This window comes from Streptomyces sp. SID4985 (assembly GCF_009863025.1).
GTDB lineage: Bacteria > Actinomycetota > Actinomycetes > Streptomycetales > Streptomycetaceae > Streptomyces.
On the sequence record NZ_WWIR01000383.1, the window covers coordinates 1 to 6,862 of the forward strand.

The window sequence follows — 6,862 nt, forward strand, 5'->3', positions numbered from 1 at the left end:
CTCGTCGCGGCCATCGGCACGCTGGGCCTCGCGGCCGTGGCGGCCGCGACGGGCGTCGTCCCCGCCGACGCCTCCGCGCCCGCGCCCTCCGCCGGCTGGAGCCAGGTCTTCCTGGACGACTTCGACGGCGCGGCCGGTTCCGGCGTCAACACCTCCAACTGGCAGTACGACATCGGGACTTCGTACCCGGGTGGCGCGGCCGGCTGGGGTACCGGCGAGGTCGAGACGATGACCTCCAGCACCAGCAACGTCGCGCTGGACGGCAACGGCAATCTGCTGATCACCCCGCGCCGGGACGGCTCCGGCAACTGGACCTCGGGCCGCATCGAGACCAAGCGGACCGACTTCCAGCCTCCGGCGGGCGGCAAGCTGCGGGTGCAGGCCCGTATCCAGCTGCCCAACGTCACGGGCGCGGCCGCCAAGGGCTACTGGCCCGCGTTCTGGATGCTCGGCGCGCCGTTCCGGGGCAACTACTGGAACTGGCCGAGCGTGGGCGAGCTGGACATCATGGAGAACGTCCAGGGCCTGAACACCGACTGGTCCACCGTGCACTGCGGCACCAACCCGGGCGGCCCGTGCAACGAGACCACCGGCATCGGCGGCTCGACCTCCTGCACCGGCACCACGTGTCAGGCGGGCTTCCACACCTACGCGATGGAGTGGGACCGCTCCACGAGCCCCGAGGAGATCCGCTTCTACCTCGACGGCGTCAACTTCCACACCGTCAGGGCGAACCAGGTCGACGCCACCACGTGGGCCAACGCCACCAACCACGGCTACTTCGTCATCCTCAACGTGGCGATGGGCGGCGGCTTCCCGGGCGCCTTCGGCGGCGGCCCCGACGGCGGCACCGAGCCGGGGCACCCGATGACCGTGGACTACGTCCAGGTCCTCCAGTCCGGCGGCGGCACCACTCCCCCGCCCTCCGGCGGCGGCCGTGACGCCTACGGCACCATCCAGGCCGAGTCCTACGACAGCCAGTCCGGCACGACCACCGAGTCCACCACGGACACCGGCGGCGGCCAGGACATCGGCTACGTCTCGGGCGGCGACTGGGCCCTCTACAAGGGCGTCGACTTCGGCTCGACCCCGGCCGCCCAGTTCAAGGCCCGTGTCGCGAGCGGCGCCGCCGACGGCGTCAGCGGCCTGGTCGAGGTCCGCCTCGACAGCCGCTCCAACGCTCCCATCGGCAGCTTCGCCGTCGGCAACACCGGCGGCTGGCAGACCTGGCGCACGGTCCCGGCCAACATCTCGTCGGTCACCGGCAAGCACGACGTCTACCTCACCTTCACGAGCGGCCAGCCGGCGGACTTCGTGAACGTGAACTGGTTCGGCTTCGGTCACTGAGCGGGGGTCACGGTCCCACGGGTGCCGCCGGGAGGAGCTTCCTCACGGCGGCACCCGTGCGTGCGCGTGCCCCGCCTCACCGCAGCTCCGCCCGAAAGGCCACCGGTGTCTGCCCCGTGTGCAGGTGGAAGAACTTGGAGAAGTTGGCGGCGTCGGGGAAGCCGACGGCGGCGCCGACGCGGCCGATGGGCATGTCCGTGTGGGCGAGGAGGCGTTTGGCCTCCAGGATGACGCGGCGGTCGATGAAGCCCTTGGGGGTCTGGCCGGTGGCGGCGCGGACGGCGCGGACCAGGGTGCGGCGGGAGTAGCCGAGGGCGTCGGCGTAGGCGTTGACGCTGTGGTTGGTGGGGAAGCCCTTCTCGACCGCGTCGCGGAAGAGGCTGAACGTGGTGTCGGCCTGGCGCCGGGACGCCTCGGCGGAGCTGGCCGCGAGATGGGCGAGGCGGAGCAGGAACGCCGTCAGGCTGTGCCGCAGGACCGCGGTGTGGAGGCTGAGCGGGAGGGTGGTGGTGTCCTCGTACTCGCGGCACAGCTGGTCCAGGGACGCCTGGAGGGCGGCGAGCTGGGCGGGTTCGGGGTGCAGCAGCGGCGGCAGGTCGTAGCGGTAGAGGTTGGTCGCCTCGACGGTGGAGCGGGGCAGGAAGCCGGGCTGCATGGTGAGGACCGTGCCCCGGTAGTCACTGGTGCGGTCGAAGCGGTGGATCTGGCCGGGGCGGATCCACAGGAGGTCGCCGGGCCCCGCCTCGTACTCGGCGAAGTCGATCATGTGCCGTACGGGGCCCCCGGTGAAGAGCATGACCACGTGGAAGTCGATGCGGTGGACGCGGTCGAGCGGGGCGTCGGCGTGCCAGGTGTGGTCGGTGCCCATCGCCCCGACCTGCATCCCGACGCCGCCCACCGCCAGCTCGGTCGGGAAGGGGAAGGTCGCGATGCCCTCGCCGTGCCCGCCCTGACCGGCGACTTGAGTCGTTCTGTCCGCCATGTTCTTTTCGCGCCATCCCTCTCACGCGTTCGATGTCCCAGATTCACCACAGGCTGACACACCCCGACCTTTCCGCGAAAAAGTCAGACTTTTAAGTTTGAACGCGTTTGATCAGTAACCAGGCTTCGAACGAGGACTTCTTGAAGATGAGCACGCAGACACCCGAGAGCTTCGAGTGGACCGATCTCGACCGTCGCGCCGTCGACACGGCCCGGCTTCTCGCGGCCGACGCCGTGCAGAAGGTAGGCAACGGCCACCCCGGCACCGCGATGAGCCTCGCGCCTGCCGCGTACACGATCTTTCAGAAGGTGATGAAGCACGACCCGGCGGACCCGGAGTGGACCGGCCGTGACCGCTTCGTGCTGTCCCCGGGCCACACCTCGCTGACCCTCTACACCCAGCTCTTCCTCGCGGGCTACGAGCTGGAGCTGGACGACCTCAAGGCGTTCCGCACCCAGGGCTCGAAGACGCCTGGACACCCGGAGTACGGGCACACGGCCGGTGTGGAGACGACGACCGGACCGCTCGGCCAGGGCGCCGCCAACGCGGTGGGCATGGCCATGGCCGCCCGCTACGAGCGCGGCCTGTTCGACCCCGAGGCCCCCGCGGGCACCTCCCCCTTCGACCACACCATCTGGGCGATCGTCTCCGACGGCGACCTGGAGGAGGGCGTCTCCGCCGAGGCGTCCTCGCTCGCCGGCCACCAGAAGCTCGGCAACCTGGTCTTCCTCTACGACGACAACCACATCTCGATCGAGGGCGACACCGAGACCGCCTTCTCCGAGGACGTCCTCAAGCGGTACGAGGCCTACGGCTGGCACACCCAGCGCATCGAGCCCACCGCCGAGGGCGACGTGGACGTCCCCGCGCTGCACGCGGCCCTCGCCGCCGCCAAGGCCGAGACCGGGCGCCCGTCCATCATCGCGATGCGCACGATCATCGCCTGGCCCGCCCCGACCGCCCAGAACACCGAGGCGTCCCACGGCTCCGCCCTCGGCGCCGAGGAGATCGCGGCCACCAAGCGCGTCCTCGGCTTCGACCCCGAGCAGTCCTTCGAGGTCTCCGACGAGGTGCTCGCCCACTCCCGCCGCGCCCTGGACCGGGGCGCCGAGGCGCACGCCGCCTGGGACAAGAAGATCGCCGAGTGGCGCACCGCCCAGCCCGCGCGCGCCGAGCTGTTCGACCGCGTCTCCAAGGGCGAGCTGCCCGAGGGCTGGCAGGACGCCCTGCCGGTCTTCGAGGAGGGCACCTCGGTCGCCACCCGCGCCGCCTCCGGCAAGGTCCTCCAGGCCCTCGGCCCGGTCCTGCCCGAGCTGTGGGGCGGCTCCGCCGACCTCGCGGGCTCGAACAACACCACCATCGACGCGAGCAGCTCCTTCCTCCCGGAGGGCAACCCGCTGCCCGAGGCGAACCCGTACGGCCGTACCGTCCACTTCGGTATCCGCGAGTTCTCCATGGCCGCCGAGATGAACGGCATCGCCCTGCACGGCAACACGCGTATCTACGGCGGCACCTTCCTGGTGTTCTCCGACTACATGCGCAACGCCGTCCGCATGTCGGCCCTGATGCAGCTGCCGGTGACGTACGTCTGGACGCACGACTCCATCGGTCTCGGCGAGGACGGCCCGACCCACCAGCCGGTCGAGCACCTGGCCTCGCTGCGCGCGATCCCGGGCCTCAACATCGTCCGCCCGGCGGACGCCAACGAGACCGCCATCGCCTGGGCCGAGATCCTGAAGAGGCACGCCACCGACCCGGCCCCGCACGGACTCGCGCTCACCCGCCAGGGTGTCCCGACGTACGCTCCGAACGAGGACGCGGCCAAGGGCGGCTACGTCCTGCGCGACTCCTCGACCGAGGTCCCGGAGGTGATCATCATCGCGACCGGCTCCGAGGTCCACCTCGCCGTGGCCGCCCGTGAGGCCCTGGAGGCCGAGGGCGTCGGTACGCGTGTGGTGTCCATGCCGTCCGTGGAGTGGTTCGAGCAGCAGGACCGCGCCTACCGCGAGAGCGTCCTGCCGCCCGCCGTCAAGGCGCGCGTCGCCGTCGAGGCCGGCATCGGCCTGACCTGGTACCGCTATGTGGGCGACGCGGGCCGCATCGTCTCCCTGGAGCACTTCGGCGCCTCCGCCGACGCCAAGACCCTGTTCGCCGAGTACGGCTTCACCCCCGAGAACGTCGCCGCCGTGGCCCGCGAATCGCTGGCCGCCGCGCGCGCCTGATCCACGCGACAAAGAAAGAATGAGCACTGTGACCGAAGCAATCAGCACCCCCGGTTCCCTCAAGCGCCTCGCCGACGAGGGCGTCTCGGTCTGGCTGGACGACCTGTCGCGCAAGCGGATCACCTCGGGCAGCCTCGCCGAGCTGGTGACGGACGGCGGCGTCGTCGGCGTCACCACCAACCCCTCCATCTTCCAGGCCGCCATCGGCTCGGGCGAGGGTTACGAGGAGCAGCTGACCGACCTGGCCGTGCGCGGCCTGACCGTCGACGAGGCCGTCCGCATGATGACGACCGCCGACGTGCGCGACGCCTCCGACATCCTGCGCGGCGTGTACGACGCCACCGAGGGCCGCGACGGCCGGGTCTCCATCGAGGTCGACCCCCGTCTGGCCCACCACACCGTCGCCACCGTGGCCGAGGCCAAGCAGCTGAACTGGCTGGTCGACCGCCCCAACGTGATGATCAAGATCCCGGCCACCAAGGCGGGCCTGCCGGCCATCACCGAGGTCATCGGCCTGGGCATCAGCGTCAACGTGACCCTGATCTTCTCCCTGGAGCGCTACCGCGAGGTCATGGCCGCCTACCTGGCCGGCCTGGAGAAGGCCAAGGAGCGCGGCATCGACCTGTCGCAGATCCACTCCGTGGCGTCCTTCTTCGTGTCCCGCGTGGACTCCGAGATCGACAAGCGCCTGACCGCCATCGGCACCGACGAGGCCCTGGCCCTCAAGGGCCGCGCGGCCCTCGCCAACGCCCGTCTGGCCTACGAGGCGTACGAAGAGGTCTTCTCTTCCGACCGCTGGCAGGCGCTCGCCGCCGCGGGTGCCCATAAGCAGCGTCCACTGTGGGCCTCCACCGGCGTGAAGGACCCGGCGTACAAGGACACCCTGTACGTGGACGAGCTGGTCGCCCCCGGCACCGTCAACACCATGCCCGAGGGCACGCTCAAGGCCACCGCCGACCACGGCGACATCACCGGTGACACGGTGACCGGCCGCTACGAGCAGGCCCGCGCCGACCTCGCCGCCGTGGAGAAGCTGGGCATCTCCTACGACGAGGTCGTCCAGCAGCTCGAGGACGAGGCCGTGGCCAAGTTCGAGGCCGCCTGGCTGGAGCTTCTGGACGCCGTGACCGAGTCCCTGAAGAGCAAGGGAGTGGACGCGTAATGGCAAGCAAGCCAGCCGGGGCCAAGGCGGCCCCCGCCGAGACGGAGGCCAAGGCGGCCCCCGCCGAGGCCGAGCCCAAGACGCGCGCCAAGGCCAAGGAGCGGCCCGCCGCCGCCCGCGCGGCCGAGCAGGTGCGCGTCCCGGTGGCCCCGGCCGCCGACTGGGACAACCCGCTGCGCGACGCCCGCGACCGCCGGCTGCCCCGCATCGCGGGGCCCTCGGGCCTGGTCATCTTCGGTGTCACCGGTGACCTGTCCCGCAAGAAGCTGATGCCCGCGGTCTACGACCTCGCCAACCGCGGCCTCCTGCCGCCGGGCTTCTCCCTGGTGGGCTTCGCCCGCCGCGACTGGGAGGACCAGGACTTCGCGCAGGTCGTCCACGACGCGGTCAAGGAGCACGCGCGCACGCCGTTCCGCGAGGAGGTGTGGCAGCAGCTCGCCGAGGGGATGCGTTTCATCCCCGGCGACTTCGACGACGACACCGCCTTCGAGCAGCTGAAGGACGCCGTCGACGAGCTGGACGCCTCCCGGGGCACCGGCGGCAACTTCGCGTACTACCTCTCGGTGCCGCCGAAGTTCTTCCCCAAGGTCGTCCAGCAGCTCAAGAAGCACGGCCTGGCCGACGCCCCCGAGGGCTCCTGGCGCCGCGCGGTCATCGAGAAGCCGTTCGGCCACGACCTGGAGAGCGCGCACGAGCTGAACAAGGTCGTGCACGAGGTGTTCGAGCCGGACCAGGTGTTCCGGATCGACCACTACCTCGGCAAGGAGACCGTCCAGAACATCCTGGCGCTCCGCTTCGCCAACCAGATGTACGAGCCCATCTGGAACCGGTCGTACGTGGACCACGTGCAGATCACCATGGCCGAGGACATCGGCATCGGCGGCCGCGCGGGCTACTACGACGGCATCGGCGCCGCCCGTGACGTCATCCAGAACCACCTGCTCCAGCTCATGGCGCTCACCGCCATGGAGGAGCCGATCGCGTTCGACGCGGACTCGCTGCTCACCGAGAAGCTGAAGGTCCTGAAGTCGGTCCGCCTCCCCGACGAGCTGGGCGAGCACACCGTGCGCGGCCAGTACGCCTCGGGCTGGCAGGGCGGCGAGAAGGTCGTCGGCTACCTCGAAGAGGACGGGATCAACCCCGAGTCGA

At 70.7% G+C, this 6,862-nt stretch carries 5 protein-coding genes; 4 read left to right on the forward strand and 1 reads right to left on the reverse strand.

The genetic code is table 11. The features are described from left to right. Window positions 1-1,347: glycoside hydrolase family 16 protein (locus GTW40_RS16175; RefSeq protein WP_161180894.1), on the forward strand; the 1,347-nt coding region annotated here is incomplete at its 5' end. A 76-nt stretch (window positions 1,348-1,423) separates the two neighbouring features. On the opposite strand, the gene GTW40_RS16180 is transcribed toward GTW40_RS16175, so the two are convergent. Further along, window positions 1,424-2,329, reverse strand: coding sequence for an AraC family transcriptional regulator (locus GTW40_RS16180; RefSeq protein WP_161180895.1), 906 nt, complete (start codon window positions 2,327-2,329; stop codon window positions 1,424-1,426). Between the two features lie 146 nt (window positions 2,330-2,475). Between GTW40_RS16180 and tkt the strand changes: the two genes are divergently transcribed. The 3 genes from tkt to zwf form a co-directional block, all read left to right on the forward strand. Continuing rightward, window positions 2,476-4,551 (forward strand): transketolase, encoded by a 2,076-nt coding sequence (gene tkt, locus GTW40_RS16185; RefSeq protein ID WP_161180896.1) that lies wholly within the window; start codon window positions 2,476-2,478, stop codon window positions 4,549-4,551. A 19-nt stretch (window positions 4,552-4,570) separates the two neighbouring features. Beyond that, window positions 4,571-5,713, forward strand: coding sequence for a transaldolase (gene tal / locus GTW40_RS16190; RefSeq protein ID WP_161180897.1), 1,143 nt, complete (start codon window positions 4,571-4,573; stop codon window positions 5,711-5,713). Further along, the coding region (zwf, locus tag GTW40_RS16195) for a glucose-6-phosphate dehydrogenase (protein ID WP_202485966.1) at window positions 5,713-6,862 on the forward strand (1,150 nt) is incomplete at its 3' end. The genes tal and zwf, both read left to right, overlap by 1 nt.